This window comes from Parapedobacter sp. ISTM3 (assembly GCF_016533505.1).
GTDB classification, from domain to species: Bacteria; Bacteroidota; Bacteroidia; order Sphingobacteriales; family Sphingobacteriaceae; genus Parapedobacter; species Parapedobacter luteus.
Window position 1 is genome coordinate 30,872 of sequence record NZ_JAENGN010000002.1, and the last position, 19,108, is coordinate 49,979.

The 19,108-nt window shown below is 50.5% G+C and carries 16 protein-coding genes; 7 read left to right on the forward strand and 9 right to left on the reverse strand.

What is annotated here, in order from left to right:
• Window positions 1-171: 171 nt before the first annotated feature.
• From JHJ32_RS02855 to JHJ32_RS02870, 4 genes are all read left to right on the forward strand, one after another.
• Window positions 172-2,442: an ATP-dependent helicase gene (locus JHJ32_RS02855; RefSeq protein ID WP_079716980.1), complete on the forward strand. Its 2,271-nt coding sequence runs from the start codon at window positions 172-174 to the stop codon at window positions 2,440-2,442.
• A gap of 26 nt (window positions 2,443-2,468) precedes the next feature.
• On the forward strand, window positions 2,469-3,116 hold the full coding sequence (locus JHJ32_RS02860) for a DUF4290 domain-containing protein (RefSeq protein ID WP_200120177.1): 648 nt from the start codon (window positions 2,469-2,471) through the stop codon (window positions 3,114-3,116).
• Window positions 3,113-4,438, forward strand: coding sequence for a UDP-N-acetylglucosamine 1-carboxyvinyltransferase (gene murA, locus JHJ32_RS02865; protein WP_079716898.1), 1,326 nt, complete (start codon window positions 3,113-3,115; stop codon window positions 4,436-4,438). Before JHJ32_RS02860 ends, murA begins: the two co-directional genes overlap by 4 nt.
• Before the next feature lie 115 nt (window positions 4,439-4,553).
• A complete protein-coding gene (locus JHJ32_RS02870; protein ID WP_079716897.1) occupies window positions 4,554-5,183 on the forward strand; it encodes a YceI family protein in 630 nt (209 codons plus the stop codon).
• A 62-nt stretch (window positions 5,184-5,245) separates the two neighbouring features.
• On the opposite strand, the gene JHJ32_RS02875 is transcribed toward JHJ32_RS02870, so the two are convergent.
• The 5 genes from JHJ32_RS02875 to JHJ32_RS02895 form a co-directional block, all read right to left on the reverse strand.
• Window positions 5,246-6,607: a pyridoxal-phosphate dependent enzyme gene (locus tag JHJ32_RS02875; protein ID WP_079716896.1), complete on the reverse strand. Its 1,362-nt coding sequence runs from the start codon at window positions 6,605-6,607 to the stop codon at window positions 5,246-5,248.
• A gap of 161 nt (window positions 6,608-6,768) precedes the next feature.
• A complete protein-coding gene (locus JHJ32_RS02880; RefSeq protein ID WP_079716895.1) occupies window positions 6,769-7,590 on the reverse strand; it encodes an AMP nucleosidase in 822 nt (273 codons plus the stop codon).
• Window positions 7,591-7,633: 43 nt separating this feature from the next.
• Window positions 7,634-8,881, reverse strand: coding sequence for an ATP-dependent Clp protease ATP-binding subunit ClpX (gene clpX / locus JHJ32_RS02885; RefSeq protein WP_200119751.1), 1,248 nt, complete (start codon window positions 8,879-8,881; stop codon window positions 7,634-7,636).
• Between the two features lie 2 nt (window positions 8,882-8,883).
• Window positions 8,884-9,579: an ATP-dependent Clp endopeptidase proteolytic subunit ClpP gene (gene clpP, locus JHJ32_RS02890; protein WP_079716893.1), complete on the reverse strand. Its 696-nt coding sequence runs from the start codon at window positions 9,577-9,579 to the stop codon at window positions 8,884-8,886.
• A gap of 180 nt (window positions 9,580-9,759) precedes the next feature.
• On the reverse strand, window positions 9,760-10,215 hold the full coding sequence (locus JHJ32_RS02895) for a type I restriction enzyme HsdR N-terminal domain-containing protein (protein ID WP_079716892.1): 456 nt from the start codon (window positions 10,213-10,215) through the stop codon (window positions 9,760-9,762).
• A 121-nt stretch (window positions 10,216-10,336) separates the two neighbouring features.
• Here JHJ32_RS02895 and holA point away from each other — a divergent pair, with 121 nt between their 5' ends.
• Both holA and JHJ32_RS02905 read left to right on the forward strand, forming a co-directional pair.
• The gene (gene holA, locus JHJ32_RS02900; protein WP_079716891.1) at window positions 10,337-11,341 is read left to right on the forward strand and encodes a DNA polymerase III subunit delta; all 1,005 of its coding nucleotides are present in this window, start codon (window positions 10,337-10,339) and stop codon (window positions 11,339-11,341) included.
• Window positions 11,342-11,343: 2 nt separating this feature from the next.
• Window positions 11,344-11,904, forward strand: a complete 561-nt coding sequence (locus JHJ32_RS02905) for a hypothetical protein (RefSeq protein WP_200119752.1) — start codon at window positions 11,344-11,346, stop codon at window positions 11,902-11,904.
• Between the two features lie 19 nt (window positions 11,905-11,923).
• Here the strand turns inward: JHJ32_RS02905 and JHJ32_RS02910 are convergent, their stop codons facing one another.
• Both JHJ32_RS02910 and JHJ32_RS02915 read right to left on the reverse strand, forming a co-directional pair.
• Window positions 11,924-13,546 (reverse strand): ABC-F family ATP-binding cassette domain-containing protein, encoded by a 1,623-nt coding sequence (locus JHJ32_RS02910; RefSeq protein ID WP_079716889.1) that lies wholly within the window; start codon window positions 13,544-13,546, stop codon window positions 11,924-11,926.
• A 76-nt stretch (window positions 13,547-13,622) separates the two neighbouring features.
• Window positions 13,623-14,645 carry a LacI family DNA-binding transcriptional regulator gene (locus JHJ32_RS02915; protein ID WP_200119753.1) on the reverse strand — a complete coding sequence of 341 codons (1,023 nt, stop codon included), beginning with the start codon at window positions 14,643-14,645 and terminating at the stop codon, window positions 13,623-13,625.
• Between the two features lie 275 nt (window positions 14,646-14,920).
• Between JHJ32_RS02915 and JHJ32_RS02920 the strand changes: the two genes are divergently transcribed.
• A complete protein-coding gene (locus JHJ32_RS02920; RefSeq protein WP_200119754.1) occupies window positions 14,921-16,183 on the forward strand; it encodes an alpha/beta hydrolase fold domain-containing protein in 1,263 nt (420 codons plus the stop codon).
• Here JHJ32_RS02920 and pelA read toward each other — a convergent pair.
• Entirely contained in the window at window positions 16,177-17,235 is a 1,059-nt protein-coding gene (gene pelA, locus JHJ32_RS02925; protein WP_200119755.1) for a pectate lyase, read from the reverse strand. The two genes, JHJ32_RS02920 and pelA, sit on opposite strands and share 7 nt — an antisense overlap.
• 4 nt (window positions 17,236-17,239) lie before the next feature.
• Window positions 17,240-18,856, reverse strand: coding sequence for a glycoside hydrolase 43 family protein (locus JHJ32_RS02930; RefSeq protein ID WP_200119757.1), 1,617 nt, complete (start codon window positions 18,854-18,856; stop codon window positions 17,240-17,242).
• Between the last annotated feature and the right edge of the window lie 252 nt (window positions 18,857-19,108).

Sequence of the window (19,108 nt, forward strand, 5' to 3'; positions counted from 1 at the left end):
CGTTTCTGGCTGTAAAATTTTTGCCCCAGGAGCGTGAACGGAGTGTGCGTTCCAGTCAGAAACTTTACGACCGGAAACAAACGGAAATCTGTGGGTACACCTGTTTCCGGCTATGCCGGTAATTTCGTACCTTTACACCGCAATCGGAAAAGACATAAGAGGAATAGGATTTTGGATTATTTAGCAGGTTTAAACCCTTCACAACGGGCCGCGGTGGAACAAACCGAAGGGCCGGTGATGATAGTGGCCGGAGCTGGATCTGGCAAAACGCGGGTAATCACTTACCGGGTGGCCCATCTGGTGCGCCATGGTGTGGACCCCTTTAACATCCTGGTGCTGACATTCACCAACAAGGCAGCTAAAGAGATGCGCGAACGTATCATGAAAGTGGTCGGTGATGAGGCGAAAAATATTTGGATGGGAACTTTTCACTCCGTATTTGCCAAGATATTGCGGGTGGAAGCCGAACATATCGGTTATCCGCGAAATTTTACCATCTACGATACCGATGATAGCAAAAGCCTCATCCGCAGCATTCTCAAGGAAATGCAATTGGATGATAAGCTCTATAACGCAAATTTTGTGTATAACCGGATTTCATCAGCCAAAAATAACCTGATAGCTGCACAGGAATATCTCAAAAACGATCAGATACAAGCTGAAGATTACGCCAACGGCAGGGGCCAGCTGGGTCAAATTTACCTGACCTATACCCAGCGGTGCTATAAGGCGGGAGCGATGGATTTTGATGACCTGTTGTTCAAAACCAATGTGCTCTTTCGCGAATTTCCGGAAGTGCTGCATCGTTATCAGCACAAGTTTAAATACCTCATGGTGGATGAGTATCAGGATACCAATTTTTCCCAGTACCTGATCGTACGCAAGCTCGCCGCCATCAATGAAAACATCTGCGTGGTGGGTGACGATGCACAAAGTATCTATGCGTTCCGCGGGGCTAATATCCAAAACATCCTCAACTTTGAGAAGGATTATCCTGACCTGAAGGTTTTTAAGCTGGAACAGAATTATCGTTCGACCCAGAATATCGTTAATGCGGCCAATAGCATTATCGCCAATAACAAGAATCAGCTCAAGAAAAACGTATTCTCTGAAAACGAGGCCGGCGAAAAAATCAAGGTATGCCGGGCATTCAGCGATAATGAAGAAGGGAAAATAGTGGCTGAAGCCATTGCGCAGGAACGGGCGCTGAAAGGGGGGAACTACCGTGATTTTGCCATCCTTTACCGTACCAATGCGCAGTCCCGGGCCATGGAAGAAGCCCTCCGCAAGATTAACATCCCGTATAAAATCTATGGCGGCACGTCTTTTTACCAGCGCAAAGAGATTAAAGACTTGATCGCTTATTTTAGGCTGACATTTAACCCGAATGACGAAGAAGCCCTTAAACGGGTCATCAACTACCCGCGCAGGGGGATAGGGGACACCACGGTGGATCGTATCTTTATAGCAGCAGACAAACAGCAATTGACGCTTTGGGATGTCATCAGCAACGCGTCGTCTTATCTGGACGGCCGCAGTGCGGGCGTTGTGGGGGTCTTTGCGACCATGATACAGGGATTTCAGGTGGTGGCCAAAAACCATTCGGCCTTTGATGCCGCCATGCATATCGCCCAGCATTCGGGTATACTGAAAGATCTCTATGAAGATAAATCAGTGGAAGGCCTCAGCCGTTATGAAAATATCCAGGAATTGCTCAACGGTATTAAAGAGTTCAGCGAGCGGGAAGATATCGAAGAAAAGGGACTCGATGTATTTATGCAGGATGTCGCCTTACTTACGAATGACGACAATGACAAGGATCCCAACGCGGATACCGTGTCATTGATGACCATCCATTCTTCCAAGGGACTGGAGTTTCCCCACGTGTTTATCGTAGGGCTGGAGGAAAACCTGTTTCCATCGCAACTGTCGCTTAATTCGCGCAGTGAACTGGAGGAAGAACGCAGGCTTTTTTATGTCGCTGTGACCCGGGCCGAGAAGAAGCTTACGCTAAGTTATGCTACATCACGCTACCGTTGGGGTACGCTGAACAATTGCGAGCCAAGCCGTTTTTTGGATGAACTGAATCCGGCCTACCTCGAATTGGACTTTAGGCCGAAGGATATACCGGAGCGTGCAGCGTCGTTTGCGGACGAGCGACAGGCATGGGGACAACGGGATGTTTTTACGAAACCCAAGCCAAAGGTAATGCCTAAAACGACGGCTATGTTGCCGAAAGCCCACACGCCGACCCCGGGTTTTGCTCCGTCGGATATCAGCAACCTGCAGGTGGGCATGGAAGTGGAACACGAACGCTTCGGCTTCGGAAAGGTCATTAACCTGGAAGGGAGCAAAAACGACGTCAAAGCAACTATTTTCTTCAAAGAATTGGGGCAGAAACAATTGTTGCTTAAATTTGCGAAGTTGAGAATCGTGGGGTGAAAAACGGGAATTATATAACTATGGAAATGGATTTTGATTACAATAGTACGAGGCCAAAACTGATTTTGGCGGAATATGGGCGAAATGTGCAGAATATGGTGGATTATATCACCACATTGCCGACAAAAGAGGAGCGCAACAACCATGCGCAGGTCGTCATCGATATGATGGGCTTCCTCAACCCGCATCTTCGGGATGTGGCGGATTTCAAGCATAAGCTATGGGACCACCTGCATATCATATCGGATTTCAAGATTGATGTAGACTCTCCATACCCTATTCCCGAGCGGGACGCTATTCACCCCAAACCCGAGCTGCTGGATTATCCTCAGCACCGGATAAGGTATAAGCATTATGGCTACACCATCGAAAGAATGATCGAAAGGGCCAAGAAAATTGCCGATCCGGAGAAAAAGAAGAGCATGACCCAATCCATCGCCAACTTTATGAAAATGGCGTATGTGACCTGGAATAAAGATTCGGTAGAAGACGAAACCATCATAGCGGATCTCCGTGAGCTGTCCGGCGGCGAATTGCAGCTTGGACCTGATGTGAGCCTGACGAAGCTCGACTTCAAAACGCCGCCTCCGGGTGTGCGGACTAAAGGAGGCACTATACAACAAAACGGCAACGGCAAGAACAACAAAAAGCTAAAGAAAAAGAAGAAGCATTGAATGCGTTCGAAATACACGGCGGAAGGCCACTGAAAGGCGATATTATTCCCCAAGGTGCAAAAAATGAAGCCCTGCAAATCCTATCGGCGGTATTGCTTACTCCAGAAGAGGTAACGGTAAGCAACGTGCCGGATATCAAGGATGTCAACAAGCTCATTGAGCTGCTTGGCGACCTCGGCGTGCAGATCACCCGGAGAAGCAAGGATATGTATACGTTCCGGGCCAAGGATATTAATCTGGACTATTTTCGCTCGCCGGAGTTTAAAAGCAAAGGCAGCGGCTTACGCGGCTCCATCATGATAGTAGGACCGCTGTTGGCAAGGTTCGGACGTGCGGCCATCCCGAAGCCGGGCGGCGATAAAATTGGGCGTAGACGGCTGGATACTCATTTTCTGGGCTTTGAAAAACTGGGAGCCCGGTTTCAATATGATCCGGATGCCCACTTTTTCAACGTGGATGCCACCGACCTCAGGGGAACGTACATCCTGATGGACGAGGCATCTGTGACCGGTACGGCCAACATCGTGATGGCTGCGGTATTGGCTAAGGGGACGACCACCATTTATAATGCCGCTTGCGAGCCATACCTCCAGCAGCTGTGCAAGATGTTAAACCGGATGGGGGCGAAAATAAGTGGCATTGGCTCCAACCTATTGACCATTGAGGGGGTGGAATACCTGGGCGGAACCGAACACCGCATGTTGCCCGACATGATAGAAATCGGTTCCTTCATCGGCCTGGCTGCCATGACGGAATCGGAAATCACCATAAAAGATGTACACTATCACGAGCTGGGCATTATTCCGTCGGTTTTTGCCAAACTGGGTATTCAGTTTGAATTGCGCGGCGACGATATTTTCATCCCGTCCCAAAAGAGCTATACGATAGACACGTTTATCGATGGCTCTATTCTGACCATTGCTGACGCACCCTGGCCCGGCTTTACGCCCGACTTGCTGAGTATTGTACTGGTCGTCGCCACACAGGCGAAGGGACATGTGTTGATCCACCAGAAGATGTTTGAGAGCAGGTTGTTTTTTGTCGATAAGCTGATAGATATGGGGGCGCAAATCATCTTGTGTGATCCGCATCGGGCATCGGTAATCGGCCTTAATAAGGCGTTCAAACTGCGCGGAATTGAAATGACCTCACCGGACATCCGGGCGGGCGTTTCCCTTCTGATTGCCGCCCTCTCCGCACAGGGGAGATCGGTTATTCATAATATCGAGCAAATCGAACGCGGCTACCAGGATATCGAGGGCCGGCTACGTGCCTTGGGGGCAGATATCCGGCGTATAGACGCTAATCCCTTATCTCATTGAGAACAATTTAGCTGATTAATTGTTATTTTTTCCAGTGTAATTCAGAAATTGGTATTGATCGATATTTTTGCATAACAAATAGTTAACCATCAAATTACTTAATCGTTTAAAAATCATGGAAAAAGTACTCTTATCATTGGCCGCAGGGGCATGTTTATTGGTGTCATGCGTAAGCAATCCCGAAGGAAAGAAGGCAGAAACGACAGACAGCGTAGAAGCAACGGTATCCGGCTCTGGCAATGCGTTGACCGTGGACACAGCCGCATCTTCCGTGGTGTGGACAGGAAGAAAAGTAAGTGGCCAACACCACGGTACCGTCAAGATTAAAACCGGATCATTGACAGTAGACGGCGGAAAGCTTGTTGGCGGCAACTTCGTCATCGATCTGAATACCATCGATAATCAGGATTTGGAAGGGGAATACAAAGGGAAGCTGGAAGGACACCTGAAGTCAGCTGATTTCTTTGACGTGGAAAATCATCCGGAAGCTACTTTTGAGATAACCGGCGTAAAAGACGGTGCGGAAGCAGGCGTGGCGGTGATCTCCGGAAACCTAACGCTTCGCGGCGTGACGAAAAACATCACCTTTGATGCGCATGTAGCGGAAGCAAGCGATACGTCCCTACGAGCAACTGCTGACTTCAATATTGCGCGTGAAGACTGGGGAGTAAACTACGCCGGCCAGGCGGACGACCTAATCAGCAAAGAGATCAACCTGAAGATTACGCTGGTAGCTGGCGCATAAGCGTCAATAATATATATGCAGGAATTAGCAGAAGCCTGGGCCATTGAGTCCGGGCTTTTTGCTTATTCGGAGATAGCATTGATAATGTCATATTGTGTGATGATGGCCAGTTTGCCGGATTCGTCCTCGACCAATACCGCTTGATTGTCTTTATGGATGAGCGAAGAGATCTTATCGATGGATGTCCTGAGTTCCACGAAAGGAAACGGTGGGGTGCATATCTCAGCAACCTGAGCCGATCGTAACGCGGGATTTTCCAGCAGGGCGTGCAGGATGTCAGCTTCCGTCACCTTGCCAATAACCATTCCATGCTGCGTCACCGGTATCTGTGAGATGTTGAGCGTCTTCATGATATTAAACGTTTCGATTACCGATTGTCCGACGTCTGCGGTGACGATGGGAACCTCGCCTCTTTTTTTCAGGATGGCCAACGCTGTTAGCTTTTCATCTTTGAGGAATCCACGCTCGCGCAGCCAATCGTCATTATACATCTTGGCCATATAGCGCGATCCATGGTCATGTAAAATGATGACCACAACGGCATCATCCGTGAGCTCGTCCTTGAGCTGCAAAAGGCCGGCTACAGCTGCTCCAGACGAATTACCGGCAAATATGCCTTCTTTCCGGGCGATTTCGCGTGTCATTAATGCCGCGTCTTTGTCCGTCACTTTTTCAAACCGATCGATGACCGAAAAGTCGACGTTTTTCGGCAGAAAATCTTCTCCGATACCTTCGGTGATATACGGATAAATCTCCTCTTTATCGAAAATGCCCGTTTCCTTGTACTTTTTGAAAACGGAACCATAGGAGTCGATGCCCCATACTTGTATGGCTGGATTTCGCTCTTTGAGGTATCTGCCGACACCGCTTATGGTACCTCCGGTACCTACGCCGGCAATGAAGTGGGTAATTTTGCCCCCGGTCTGTTCCCATATCTCCGGTCCCGTTTGTTCATAATGTGCTTGGGTATTGGAGAGGTTGTCATATTGGTTGGCCTTCCAGGAGTTGGGGATCTCACGTTCCAGGCGGCTGGAAACGGAATAATACGACCGAGGATCATCGGGATCAACATTGGTGGGGCAAACAATGACTTCAGCGCCGAACGCACGCAGCGCATCGATCTTTTCCTTGGATTGCTTATCCGTAGTCGTGAAGATGCAACGATACCCTTTGATGACCGCGGCCATGGCCAGGCCCATGCCCGTGTTGCCGGAGGTGCCCTCGATAATGGTGCCACCTGGCTTAAGAAGCCCGGCCTGCTCGGCATCTTCAATCATTTTTACCGCCATACGATCTTTGATGGAGTTGCCGGGATTAGCGGTTTCCACCTTGAGCAATATGGTGCCCTTGATCCCTTTCGTAATGGTATTGAGCTTCACCAACGGTGTGTTACCAATGGTTTCTAAAATATTGTTGTACCACATCATCTGTCCCTTTGCTGGTGTTTAACAAAAATAAGAATAATAACGCTTTGGACGCGCATAAGCAACCGTGCGGCGTCGTGGGTAGCGACCGCTGTGGCGGCGCGGCATATTCAAAATGCTTAAAAGCGAAATCCCGGAAGGTGTGCGGACCGATAAGCATACTAAAATTTCAGGTGTTTTACGGTCAACCCGTTGTTGATTAGCTGGCGCAAGGATTCAATGCCAATGGTGAGATGCGTTTCGACATATTGGGCAGTGACACTGGAGTCGCTCTCGACCGTTTTTACCCCTTCAGGAATCATGGGTTGGTCAGACACGAGGAGCAAAGCCCCAGTGGGGATTTTATTGGCAAACCCCACGGAAAAGATAGTCGCGGTTTCCATATCGACCAGCATGGCGCGGATGCTTTTGAGGTAACGCTTGAATGACCTGTCATGCTCCCAGACTCTTCTGTTTGTCGTATAAACCGTCCCCGTCCAATAGTCCAGTGAATGGTCGCGTATCGTGGTTGAGATGGCTTTCTGCAAAGCAAAAGCTGGTAGCGCAGGTACTTCCGGTGGGAAATAGTCGTTGGACGTGCCCTCGCCCCGGATTGCCGCAATGGGCAGGACCAAATCGCCGATTTTATTCTTTTTCTTGAGCCCCCCTGCTTTCCCCAGAAACAATACGGCCTTAGGGGCGATGGCAGCGAGCAGATCCATGACCGTTGCAGCCATGGGGCTTCCCATGCCGAAATTGATGATGGTAATGCCTTCAGCTGTCACGCTTTGCATCGGCTTGTCAAGCCCCATGATGGGAGCGTTGTCATGCATCTCGGAAAACAGCTTGACATAGTTGGAGAAGTTGGTAAGCAGGATATACTCGCCAAATTCTTCCAATGGGCGACTTGTATACCGTGGCAACCAGTTGTTTACAATGTCTTCCTTTGTTTTCAATCCCGGCTTCACGGGGCTCTGCACAGGTTTTGTTTTGGCTCGTGACATAGCTATAAAATAAAAAACCCCCGCTTTAAAACGGGGGGTTAGGTTATGCTGCTTTCAGCTTTTTCAAATCAGATTTCTCAAATTTGTGTTTCGCATATTCAAGCGTTATATAAAGCTCTTTTTGCTCGCCCTTGTTTTTACTGGACGGAATTTCAAACATCGCGTCCAGCATGATGGCCTCACAGATGGACCGTAGTCCACGCGCACCAAGCTTAAACTCGTCGGCCTTATCGACAATGAATTGGAATACGTCTTCATCAAACTTCAGTTCGACCCCCTCATAATCGAACAGCTTTCTATATTGCTTTATCAACGCATTTTTCGGCTCCGTAAGAATATTCAACAACGTGTCTTTATCAAGGGGATTGAGGTAGGTCAATACAGGCAGCCTGCCGATTAGCTCTGGGATAAGCCCATAGTTTTTCAGATCCTGCGGTGTAATGTATTTATACAGGTTGTTCACGTCGATGTCGGCCTCGTCTTTGTTGACCTTGTAGCCAATTGTCTGGGTGCGTAGCCGGTTGGCTATTTTTTTCTGGATGCCATCAAACGCCCCGCCGCAGATGAACAGAATGTTGTTGGTGTTTACGGCGATCATTTTTTGGTCGGGATGCTTGCGTCCGCCCTGTGGGGGCACGTTCACGATAGTTCCCTCCAATATTTTCAACAGCGCCTGCTGAACCCCTTCACCCGATACGTCGCGTGTAATCGACGGGTTATCACTCTTCCGTGCGATTTTATCAATCTCGTCGATGTAGATGATTCCCCGTTCCGCAGCGGCGACATCGTAATCCGCCGCCTGCAATAAGCGGGTGAGTATGCTCTCGACGTCTTCGCCCACATAGCCGGCTTCGGTAAGAACCGTGGCATCGCAAATGCAGAAGGGGACGTTTAGGATTTTGGCGATCGTCTTTGCTAATAACGTTTTTCCGGTACCGGTTTCGCCCACCATGATGATATTGGATTTTTCAATCTCAATCTCATCCTTGTCTACCTTCTGGTTGAGCCGCTTGTAGTGGTTGTATACCGATACGGCCATCACCTTTTTGGCGTCGTCCTGTCCGATGACGTACTGATCGAGGTGTTCTTTGATTTCAATAGGCCGTATAAGCTTCAACGTGGTTTGCAGCGCCTTGCTTTTACGAAGATTCATTTCCTCCGTTAGTATCTCACTGGCCTGCGTAATACAGCGGTCACAGATATGCGCTCCATCACCGGCGATGAGCATCAGCGCGTCCTGTTTCCGGATACCACAAAATGAACACGTTACTTCCTTCATGTTTTTTGCCATTTTTATTTCTCCTTTTTGGAGGTCAGCACTTCATCGACCATGCCGTGTTCCTTGGCTTCAGAAGAGGTCATCCAATAATCGCGGTCCGAGGAACGCTCTACCCATTCGTAGGTTTTTCCTGAGTGCTGCGAAATAATTTCGTAAAGTTCTTTTTTAAGTTTCAGCATTTCGCGGAGGTTGATCTCCATATCAGCTGCTACACCCTGTGCACCGCCGGAAGGTTGGTGAATCATGACCCGCGAGTGGGTCAGTGCTGCCCGCTTGCCTTTTGCGCCCGCGCAAAGCAGTACTGCACCCATGGAAGCTGCCATACCCGTACAGATAGTCGCTACATCCGGCGTGATGTATTGCATGGTGTCATAGATACCTAACCCGGCGTAAACGCTACCGCCTGGCGAATTGATATATATCTGGATGTCGCGATGGGCATCGGCAGATTGCAAGAATAACAACTGTGCCTGTATAATGTTTGCTACCTGATCGGTCACGGCATCGCCGAGGAAAATGATACGATCCATCATCAACCGGGAGAATACGTCCATTTGCGCGACGTTCAATTGCCGCTCCTCGATGATATAAGGGGTCAGTGAAGTCGGCGTCTTGCGCTCTACACGGGAGATGAAGCTGTCTACATGTTGGCTGCCAATCCGATGGTGCTTGATTGCATATTTCCTGAATTCGTTTTTATCAATACTCATTTCTTATTTGTATTAAATTGCTAAGATAGGTTATTTCGTTCAATTTATGTATACCAACATGGTATCAACTTCATTGGACAAACATCGAGCCACTACGCGTTGGCTGCGGGGCAACTGTCAAAATGCCGTGTGACCGTGCTGCCAGACTGTCTGCATCGTCGGGAGCGCTTGCGGGTTTGCCTATGGCAGATAATCCGGCAGATCGTCCAGAAAATTGATGTCGCCTTGCTCAAAATCGATGCGGCAATAGAAATGTTGCAAGCCGTTGCTGACCAATAGCAAAGGGATTCGATGTATGGTGTTGTAGTGTGCGATCTGTTCGAAAACACGTTGCGTAATCTTGACGGAAGGTGCCTTAAACTCGGCAAGCAGGATCTTATTTCCCAGGGTATCGTAGATAACCAAATCGCTTCGCCTCGGCATTTCGTTCAATTTAAGTCCACCTTCAATCTTGATCAGTGCCTTCGGGTATTTTTTGGTGTGGATGAGGTGCTGTATCCAATGCTGGCGCACCCACTCTTCAGGCGTCAGGACAAGCTGTTTTTTTCGCAACTCATCAAAGATAAATAGCCTCGTGCCGTCCCGCCGGATTTTAGCCGCATATGCGGGAAGATTGAGTGGAATGGGGGTGAACATCCTGCAAACTTAGCCAACTTGTGGATAAATGACAAGTCATCGCCAAGCCGCATCATCGAAAACTTTTTTGCAGCTGGAACATAATGTTTAATTTGGCGACGCGAAATCAGAGGGAAACTAAATGGACGCCAATCAGATCATCACGGACATCAAGGGGGGAAGGCTCCAACCGGTATATTTGCTGCACGGAGAGGAACCGTATTACATTGATTTGGTGAGTGATTATATCGAGGAGCATGTGCTCAACGAAGCCCAGAAGGGGTTTGACCAAACGGTGCTTTACGGGAAGGACACCGATTTTACCACGATTGTGAACGCCGCCAAGCGCTATCCCATGATGAGCGACTATCAAGTGATTGTTGTAAAAGAAGCCCAGCATCTCAAGTGGAAAGACGATGAACTGTTCTTAGCCTACCTGGAAAACCCGATGAAAAGCACCGTATTGGTGCTGGCCCACAAACACGCGAAATTCGATAAACGCAAGAAAAGCTATAAACTGGCGGAGAAGATCGGGGTGGTGCTGGAATCAGCCAAGCTTTATGACGATAAAGTAGCGCCGTGGATCACCGCGTTTGTGAAGGACAGGGGATGGCGAATCCATCCGCAAGCAGCGGCAATGATGGCCGAATACCTGGGCAATGATTTGGCGAAGGTGGTTAATGAATTGGAAAAGCTGATGCTCAATGTGCCCAAAGGACAGGAAATCACTGCGGCTGACATCGAACGCAATATTGGGATAAGCAAAGATTTTAACGTTTTTGAACTCAACACGGCCTTAGCTAAACGAGACATCGGAAAGGCTTTCCAGATTGTGGCTTATTTTGCCGCAAATCCGCGGAGCAGCCCTATTCAGGTAATCCTCGGAGCCATGGCGGGCTATTTTACCAAAATTTTGAAGTACCATTACCTTCCAGACAAATCGCCGCAGGCCGTGGCGCGGGAGCTCGGTGTGCATCCGTTTTTTACCAAGGAGTACGATATGGCGGCCCGCAGTTACAACCGCCGCAAGACGTTCGATATCATTGCCTACCTCCGCGAGTATGACCTCAAGTCAAAAGGGCTAAATGCGGTAAATGTCGAACAAGGTGACTTACTCAAGGAATTAGTGTATAAAATCTTGTATTAAAAATGAAGAACCGTTGTTTTTTTGCAGCTATCGGATTATTGATTGGTTTTTGCTTTCATGCGCAAGCCCAGCAACGGGGTACATATACGTTGTTGCAGGCGGGAGGGCTCTTTGGCCTGTCGACGACCAGCGACCAAAGTCCCATGCATGGCTATCAGTTTCAATTTTCTTTCGGTCGCAACTTTTATGATGACGTGTATATAGGCCTTGGCATCGGTACTGATGTTTACCGCGGCCGGACGACATTGGCCGACGGCACCCGATCCACCCGCCGGGTAAACACCTTGCCGATATTTGCCGACGTGCGGTTGCCACTCGCCCAGCTGTCTCCCTTAGGCACAGTCGGCGTGCTGGCCAACGTCGGATATGCACCAAGCATCGGCAGCGATTATTTCAAAGGATTTGTTGGTAAAGTAGGCGTTACTTACGGCCACCTGCTGATGGAAGGTTCGGATCTGTTGTTCAGCGCCGGTTATGGCTTCCAGCAGTTTGATACCCGCTTTTTGGGCAACACCTTTAGTCAGCACAACGTATTCCTTACCGTGGGGCTGTTCATCCATTGATTATGCGCCGCAGCGTAGTTTAAGCGTACATCGCTTCGCGCTGTTCTTTTATAGCTTCACTACTGATGTAATCGTCATAACTCATCAGCTTATCGATGATGCCGCGCGGTGTAAGCTCAATAATCCTGTTGGCTACGGTTTGGGTCAGTTCATGGTCGCGCGACGTAAACAGTATACTGCCCCGGAAATCGTTCATGCCATTGTTGAGTGCCGTAATCGATTCGAGATCGAGGTGATTGGTTGGTTCGTCAAACAACAGGGCGTTGGCCTGTTGGAGCATCATCCGCGAAAACATGCAACGCATTTTTTCGCCTCCGGAGAGTACCGAACACTTTTTGAGCACTTCCTCACCCGAAAACAGCATCTTGCCCAGGAAACCGCGGATAAACTGTTCGTCTTTATCGGTGGAAGAATATTCCCGCAGCCAGTCAATGAGATTTTCATCCTTGCCATCAAAATAGGCGCTATTGTCCATCGGGATATCCGCAATACTGATGGTCACTCCCCATTTGAAACTGCCGTTGAAATCAAGGTCTCTGCCTGTAAGAATGTCGTAAAATGCCGTTGTAGCCAGGCTGTTCTGCGACAGTACGGCGATTTTATCGCCTTTGTTGACCATGAACGTTACATCGCTGAAAAGCACGTCGCCACTCAATGTTTTGCTCAGGTTTTCAACCTGTAAAATCTGATCACCGGCTTCACGCGCCATCGTATTGAACATGATGGCCGGATACTTCCTGTTTGACGGTTTGATTTCTTCCAGATTGATCTTGTCCAGGGCCTTCTTTCGGCTGGTCGCTTGTTTTGATTTCGAGGCGTTTGCGCTGAAGCGGCGGATGAATTCCTGGAGTTCCTTGACCTTATCCTCCATTTTCTTATTCTGCTCAGCACGTTGCTTCGCCGCCAATTGGCTGGATTCATACCAGAAGGTGTAATTGCCGGTATAGATGGTCATCTTTCCAAAGTCAATGTCTACAACATGTGTACACACGGCATCGAGGAAATGCCGGTCGTGGGATACCACGAGCACGATGGCTTCATATCCTGCCAGAAAATCTTCCAGCCAGGCAATCGTCTCGATATCGAGGTCGTTGGTCGGCTCGTCCAACAACAAGATATCCGGATTGCCAAATAGCGCCTGCGCCAATAATACACGTACCTTTTGATTGCCGTCTAGTTCTTTCACCAGCTTGTAGTGCAGGTTTTCGTCAATGCCCAGGTTGCTGAGCAATGTCGCGGCATCGCTTTCGGCATTCCAGCCATCCATCTCTGCAAAACGGGCTTCTAGCTCGCCGGCGCGCTCGCCATCCGCATCCGAAAAGTCTTCTTTAGCATATATCGCATCCTTTTCCTTCATGATGTTATACAGCTCTTGATGGCCCATGAGTACCGTCTCAATGACCGAAAATTCATCAAACGCATAGTGGTCTTGTTTGAGCACGGCCATGCGTTCTCCAGGCGTGAAGCTTACCGACCCTGTTGTGGGGTCTACATCACCGGAAATGATTTTTAAGAAGGTAGATTTCCCGGCACCGTTAGCACCGATAATGCCGTAACAATTGCCTTGGGTGAACTTCAGGTTGACGTCTTCAAACAGCACGCGCTTGCCATAGCGAAGCGAAAGATTCGATACATTAATCATGGTGCAAAGGTACGGTTTAAATACGAGGTATGAAATATAGGTGACTATTGAAAAGGGGATACGATTTGAAACGGAGCTACCCGCTGATGCGGTGAGGCATCATCAATTCGGTTTGCAGCACCACGTTTTCGAAATCATCGACTGGATAACGGCTTTCAATGAGCTGTATAAGCATTTCCATCGCCATGCGGCCCATTTCGAATGCCGGCTGGCGCACACAGGTAAAATTGGGCTGAAGCAAATCCAATACGTCTGAATTGGAAAATCCTGCGACAGCAGGGTGCTCGCTCTTTGGCGCGAGCTTATTATAAGCGCTTAAACAGCCCATGCTCAACCGGTCACTCGCCACGAAGACAGCGTCCGGCCTTTTGGGCAGACTAAGGAAGTACCGTACGGCTTCCTCGACCTCCTGCTGTATACGCCCACCGTGGTGGCAACAGCGGATAAATGATTCATCCAGCGCGAGGCCATTTTGCCGGAGTGCATCCTCATAGCCTTCAAGGCGCTCAGCAGTAATGGACAGGTGCGGGGCGTTGGCTAAATGGGCTATCTTCCGGAAGCCCCGGTCAATCAGCGATTGCGTCGCCTTCATGGCTCCTTCACGATTATTGGATGTGACCGTATGGGTTTCAAAGGCATCGATGATGCGATCGAAAAAGACAATCGGCAACCCCTGCTCGTGCAGGTTGACGATATGTGAGAAATCCTTGGTCTCCGCCGACATGGAAATGAGCAGCCCATCGACAGCCCTGTTGGCCAGGTGTTGCATATTGACCACCTCGCGCTCATAGGCGTCGTGGCTCTGGGAGATGATGACGTGGTACCCCTTGCCATAGGCAACGGATTCGATGCCATCGATAGCTTGTGAGAAAAAGCTGTTTGCAACCTCACACACCACGACACCAATGGAATAACTGCGCCCCTGACGCAGGCTCGATGCCATCGGGTTGCGGCGGTAGTTATGCTTTTCCGCATATTCGATTACGCGTTTCTTCGTCTCCTCGTTGATCTCATAACTGTCGCTAAGTGCACGGGATACCGTGGAGGGCGAAAGCTCCAACGCCTGCGCGATGTCTTTAATCGTGATGGGTTTGAACACGGTTTAATTTAGTTATTTGACAAACTTAGTTAATTCATTCCTTATATACAAGTAACACAAGCAGTGAATAGGCGCACATGGCGTGGCCAACGCCCGGTCTTCCCCCGCAATCGATACCGGTATCGATTGCGTAGTTTTTTCTACGGCTCGCGTGGTGTTTGGTCTTGCAAATCCGGTAAACTTGCACAGTCGTATTCGCCGTAATGCGACCAACGGCCATCGTTTAAGAAAATGCAAATGGCTAAACCAAGTATAAGCGATAGCAATCGGCGATTATGAGGCATTACGTACTCTTGATTTTTACGTTGTTGGTCGTCCCAGGCCAACGCAGCTATGGCCAAGGTATGGTGAGTGGAACGGTTACAGACCAAGTGACCCAACAGGCGGTTGCCGGCGTGCGTGTTTTGGTGAAAGAGACCGGAAGCACCGTTCAGGCTGATGAATCGGGACGGTACCGGGTACAGGTTTCGGCAGGCCTATCGGCCGTGGCGTCGGGCGCCGGTCCTGAACCACGGGTGCCTCGGTCGAAGCAGTTGGCACGCAGTGGTCGGACACGCCACATGCTTGATACCGTTTTTCGGGGCTGGTGCCCGCTTACCGTTGCCCCGAACAAAGCGGGTCTGACGGGGATTAGGGATACCGGTTTCACGCCGGAAAAAGAGTTTCAACGTATGTTGAAAAGCTATCCCTTCATTCGACTGGTTCGGGAACAACCGCATCAAAGCGAGGTAGTCCGTGATGTACCGTATGGAGATGCGGATAATTGGGAATTAGTCGCAGACATTTATCCTGCCGAGGGCGTTGAAGGTAAGGCGCCGGCCGTGCTGCTGATCTTCGGTGGCGGATGGAGGAGTGGCGACAAACGCCAACTGGGGCCGTTGGCCCAGCGGTTGGCCGCCGAAGGATTCAGTTGCGTGACGATTGATTACCGGCTATCTACGCATGCGCTGTATCCCGCTGCGGTATGCGATGTGAAAACCGCACTACGTTGGATGCATAAGCATGCCGATAGTTTACGTATCGATCCGCATCGAATCGCGGTGCTGGGCTTTTCCGCTGGCGGCCAGCTTGCCGCATTGGCGGGCACGACAGCGGGAAATCCGGAGCTTGCGCTGGCTTGCGGTGGAGTCGGCGGAGACCGGGTGCAAGCCATCATCGATATTGATGGCATCCTGGCGTTTATCCATCCCGAATCTGGGGAAGGCGACGACACCAAATCCACCTCTGCCGCCACCTATTGGTTTGGATACACCAAATACGAACGGCCGGACCTGTGGGTGGAGGCCTCACCGTTGACACACGTTTCGGAAAATACACCTCCCACGCTGTTTATCAACAGTTCGGTGGATCGCATGCATGCCGGCAGAGACGATTTTATACGAGTATTGGACGAACACGGCATTTATCACGAAAGGAAAGTCTTCGCCGATGCGCCCCATTCCTTTTGCTTGTTCGAACCCTGGTTTACGCCGATGTTGGAGACGATTACCGCCTTTTTGAACAGGGTGATGGCTGCCGGATCGACCGCAGGTCACTGATGGTGTTCCACCCATTTCTTGTAGCGCTTGATGACCGTGTCGCCCCATCCGCCATACCAAGCATAGCCCACGCGGCGTTCGTTTTCGACCGCTTCCAACTTTTTCTTGGGTTGGCCGTCGCGCCCCGCGAACAGCGGTTGTTGCTCTGCAAGGTCATAAAACCGTGCCCAGATAACTTCCCCCGGAGCAACGACCAATACCCGGTCTCTTCCCGTAGGCTGATCCGGTGCCACCACGATTTTTGTCGTGTACCCCTCGATGTCATGTTCGGTAAACCACCGAACGCCCTGGTGTATGGCTTGCTTTACGCGCTCGCTCGGCGCTGTTAATGCCATGAGAAACATGAGGATATTGGCCGATTCGGACGTGGCTAACGATGGCAGTTCGTAGGCCCGTGCGGTGGCGGGTTTGAGGCTATCTTTGTCATATTGGGCTGCCCAGATAGTCCTTTTCCCGTCAATCACAACCTGCGTGGCAAGTGTGTTTTCGACCCCTTTGAGTACCGCTCGCTGAGCCCGCTTGCGATACCTCCTTCCGAAAACCGGCCCATATTCGCCGTCGGCGACGGCCTTTAGCAGCGTCAGCACATTGAAGATGGCATCGTCATTGTACGTGATCTGCGAGCGGTAAAAGCGTATGTCAGGAAAATATTGCGGCCATCCACCGCCGGGGTATTGGGCTTCCAGCAGGTAATCGACCCCGCGACGGGCGGCGTCGGCATAACGGGCATTTCCTGTTTTCCTGTGTGCTTCAAGGAGGTAAATGACTTCCTTGGTCGTTGCACCGTTGTCAATTGTGGCATCATCGGCCTCTTTTTGCTTCCACGCCAGCCTGCGTTCGCCTTCGCTGAATGGGCGCCGATAATCGACGGCCTTGCCGTCGAAGGTTTTGGACCACCCGCCATAGGACCGTTGGAGTAGCAGCATCTGTTCGGCCACACTATCTGCCACGGCCGTTTGCGCAGCGGCTCCGGTGTTGGCCGCCAATACGGCCAGCCACATCGTGGTGATGTGCCGGATCGTTAGTGCGGTCAATCTGGATGTTGCCATCATACTATTATTGAGCTAAAGGGGTCACCCTGAACCAATCGACGTCCATCCAGCCGGCATCATTGATGGTTTCGGTGCGGGTACAGAACAGGCCGACTTTTGCACCGATCCAGTGGCCTTCAACAGCTTGGAATGGCTCCCCGGCCTCGCGGTAATCGCGGCCGTCCATACTATAAAAAAAACGGCACTGTCCGCCTTCGGCTACCACTACCCGAAGGTAGCATGCGCCGCTTTCCAGCTTCGTGATGACCGCCTCCTCTTCGGGTTTCCCCTGATGTGCGCCATTGGCAGTGGTTTGCACCAGCGCAATGCCATCAGCATCTTTACGGAAGGCCAACGCCGCGTAGCTTCTCCCCATAATGACCAAGCCGGCTTTTTCGCCCAGCAGTTTGTCAGGGTGTGGTGTAAATTCAATTTTGGCGGTCGCTACAAACGCCGGGGCCGGAAATTTCTGCATGAGAACGTTTGGGGTTTCATAGAGATTGCGCGCCCCGTTTGGCACCTGCTGTGCGTAGAGACGCAACACGCCCTTGTCTGGGTAAAGGAACGACCACGTGGCCTTTGGATTGGCTTGCCATTGCCATTGCAGCCCCATGCGCAGGCCGTTGAATTCATCACTTTCTGCAGGCGTGGCAATGGGATGGGGCTGCCCTACATTCGGTTTTCGGTGCGTCAATACGGGTTCACCATAGCCCTTATTTTCCCGGTCGGTACCGATTACGGGCCACCCGTCTTTCCAGACCATGGGTTGCAGGTGAGTGACGCGGCCGTACACGCCTTTGTCTTGGAAATGAATAAACCAGTCTTCGCCGGTTTGGGTATCGACCCACCCGCCCTGGTGAGGGCCATTGATGGCTGTGGCGCCTTGATGCAATACCATGCGGCGTTCATAAGGACCGTAAAGTTGCGTCGACCGCAAGACGGTTTGCCAGCCGGTGGCAACGCCGCCGCCAGGGGCGAAGATGTAATAGTAGCCATCGCGCTTGTAAAATTTGGGGCCTTCGATGGTAGGGTCCAACTCGTGGCCGTCATAGACAATCACGCCTTCGTCGAGTGTCCGGGTGGCCGCAGCATCCATGCGCTTGATAGCGAGGACGCTTTTGATGCCCGCGCGGCTGCCGGCATAGGCATATATGAGGTAAGCCTCGCCGTCTTCATCCCACATCGGGCATACGTCAATGATTCCTTTGGCAGGCTCCAGTAGCACGGGCGCCTCCCATTCACCGAAGGGATCGCTGGTCTTGACGCGGTAAATGCCAAAATCCGGATCGCCCCAGAAAATATAGTACTCACCGTCGTGATACCGGATGGAAGGAGCCCATACGCCATTGCCGTGCTGGGTTTTTTCGAAATGCTCAAACGGCGGCTGGCGACGCAAGGCATGCCCCACGAGCGTCCAGTTGACCAAGTCTTTGGAATGAAGGATGGGAAGGCCGGGCACGGCGTCGAAGCTGGAAGCGGTCATGAAGTAATCATCTCCTACCCGCATTACGTCGGGGTCCGAGTAATCGGCATGCAAAATGGGGTTTTTATAGGTCCCATCGCCCTGGTCTGCCACCCACACTTCCGAAACCTGTTGCGCAAGGATAGGGTGGAGAACGGTATTTACACCGAAATACATCATGATAAAAACCGATATAATCCCAGCAGTCTTCATATTATTGATAAGCAATTGATAGGTCCGAAAATCAGTTTTGAGCCACGGCAGACACCCGTTCGGGCGTCGATATGCGACACAAGGATAGGCAGTTTATGGAATATTCGGAAACTCCGATACAGAAATAACTACGCAATCGTTACCGAATTGATCCGGAGACCCTACGGATCTGTCTGCAAACGATATCGGTATCGTTTGCGTAATTTTATCCGGCCCGAC